We start from the raw sequence: 2547 nt of genomic DNA, 5'->3' as shown, positions 1-2547 counted from the left end.
TCAAAAGAATTGCTGGTTTACTTTACTTAATAAAAGCTATTTAAGCTTTTAACCTCTGTTTAATTTTCAAGGATCATCGTTACTCTGTTTAAGCAACTTTTACATCTTATCATCTTTACTTTAGCTTGTCAACTAATAATTTGTTACCAACTTTACTAGTTAAACTTGATAAGTTAAGTCATCTCTGACAGCTTTTACATAATATCACACAAACTAATTTGTGTCAATACTTTTTGGTTGCGGAGGTAGGACTTGAACCTACGACCTTCGGGTTATGAGCCCGACGAGCTACCAGCTGCTCCACCCCGCGTCATTATACATTGTTATTAAACAACATTTTGTCTTGTCTTTGCCACTCCTTCAAGCGACAAGTGATATCTTACCACGTATAAAACTATTTTAAATCAGTTGTAACTGTATTTAGCGTGATTCTCCCTAATAATACTCAATTATTCTTTTATATCCTCATTATTTACCATAGTGATACGCCTGATAGAGTAGTCGTTGCTATTTATTAATTATTATATTTATTTTTAAATTTTTTACTCTATAAGGACCCTTGATTTTATACATCAAAGGTCCACATTAGAATCTAAAATAATATTTAATTATATTTGAATTGCTTTTCAATTATCATCCTTAATTCTAATTAGCTGCATTTCCCATCACTTGCTTATAGTTTTCTTTTGTTACTACTTTGATATCAATTGCTTAATACCTCTCTACTTTTAACCTTGAAAATACTGTTATCTGAGGCTTTAACTCCAGGAAAGTATTTAGTTATATTTCTGAATTCTAATACATTTTCCATAATCTTCACCTCTATAAAGTAAGATAACCAAATTTTCTGTAATCTTTGATTTTATTATAATGTAACCGTTACCTTATTAGAGTTTTAAATGTTAAATTTTTTCTATCCTCTTCATTCAATGTATCCATATAAGGATATAATTTATAATAATAAAGAATTAGGCAGCTTTATTGATAGTAGTTATTCAAATAAATTTTCTTTACCTAATACTTTCCCTTTAAACTATACAGTTCCTGACTATGATAAGAAGACATTTTTAATAATAATTATAGTTTGGATTGTTTTTAGTGGATGTAATAGCATGTCTATATTGCTCAAGGTGAAGTCCAGAAAGATATAATTCTTCAATAGTCTTTATTTCTTCAGGCTAAAGGTCATCTTTTCATTCTTTTTCTCTTTATGCCTATAAGAAACCAGTTCTTCTCCTTTAAAATTTTTAACAGTTAAAATAAAATTACTTTCTTTCTCGTAGTCTTCAAGCTCTTCAACTTTACTGTAGATATTTAGAGGTCAAATTTCAACGCGCTCTTGTATATATATTTTTTACTACCCTTAAGTTCAATAAAAGAATCCTTAAAATAAGACAGCATATACATCTACAAAAACCTTTTTTTCTAAAACTTTAAGATTTACTGCTACATCAATAGTTGCATTCTTAACTATTCCTGCGTTTTTATAAGGCATAAAATATTATTTGAAAGTCTTCTCCTCATAAGGATGCATCCATGTAAAATCTGGCTGATTATCTTTATACACTCCTGTCATTAATTCAATATATGGACCATCTCCATCAGTAAGATTTATATCCTAAACTTTTCTAAATTTCCCACATCCCCAAGTCCACTACTTCTTTTCTGGAGAAATATGGTGATCGGCTACATAAAGTAACTATACATTTTTACTGTAGTCATATCCACTGACAAAGTTATAATCTGAATGATATGCCATATAGAACGTAGAAACAGCTATGTTTTATATCTAGATATATCAACTCCTGCAGAATAGTCCATTCCCGTAGCTATTGGAAACTTTGACACATCTCTTTTTCCGTGATCAAACACCGCATGTACATTTGGTGGAAATACAGATTGTGTATGATGATCATTCACTGCTACTGCTGGATTTGCCCACCATAAGAAAGTTTGAGGTACAGAAGTTCTATTATACAGTTGAGCCTTAATTTCAAGATAAGCTTTTTCAGGATACAAAGTAAAACCTGCAATTCCAACTAATGCTGGTTTAATAACATGATTAAAATATACAAAATCATAACCATTGGTTTTATCTAATGCTCTTTAGATTCTTCCACTAATTTCGGGTAAAACCATTATTTTAAGATATTTATTTTCTAAGAATACTGCACGATACTTTTTATTAACTTTTTCATCGTATATTTTATCAATTACAGCATGAGGATATACTTTTCCTGAGCTTCCTTAATATACTCTCTTTTCAATTTTTCTATATCATACAAACTTGACATAAAGGAATTTAGAAATGCTCCATTTTAAATTGCAGTAAAAATAAACTAAATCCTAAAGACTCAAAAAGCAAAAATCACTAAGCAATCTATTTGCTTAGTGATTTTTTTAATTACCTGGCAACGACCTACTCTCCCACAGAGTCTCCTCTGCAGTACCATCGGCACTGTGAAGCTTAACCGTCGTGTTCGGAATGGGAACGGGTGTTACCTTCACGTCATTATCACCAGATGCTGATTTCTTCTAAATCTTCGA

General features: G+C 30.6%; 2 protein-coding genes, 1 tRNA gene and 1 rRNA gene. All 4 read right to left on the bottom strand.

All coding sequences use genetic code 11. From position 1 onward, the window contains the following. Window positions 1–234: 234 nt before the first annotated feature. The 4 genes from I6U48_RS24590 to rrf all read right to left on the bottom strand — a co-directional run bounded on the left by I6U48_RS24590 (window position 235) and on the right by rrf (window position 2523). A tRNA-Met gene (locus tag I6U48_RS24590) sits at window positions 235–310 on the bottom strand. Between the two features lie 1466 nt (window positions 311–1776). Then, the gene (locus I6U48_RS30570) at window positions 1777–2019 is read right to left on the bottom strand and encodes a DUF5107 domain-containing protein (RefSeq protein ID WP_376774598.1); all 243 of its coding nucleotides are present in this window, start codon (window positions 2017–2019) and stop codon (window positions 1777–1779) included. Between the two features lie 87 nt (window positions 2020–2106). Continuing rightward, entirely contained in the window at window positions 2107–2205 is a 99-nt protein-coding gene (locus I6U48_RS30565) for a DUF5107 domain-containing protein (RefSeq protein ID WP_376774599.1), read from the bottom strand. A 201-nt stretch (window positions 2206–2406) separates the two neighbouring features. Beyond that, window positions 2407–2523 (bottom strand): 5S ribosomal RNA (rrf, locus tag I6U48_RS24580). Between the last annotated feature and the right edge of the window lie 24 nt (window positions 2524–2547).

The organism is Clostridium thailandense (assembly GCF_019207025.1).
Classification (GTDB): domain Bacteria; phylum Bacillota; class Clostridia; order Clostridiales; family Clostridiaceae; genus Clostridium_AM; species Clostridium_AM thailandense.
This window is presented reverse-complemented; position numbering and strand designations above follow the sequence as displayed.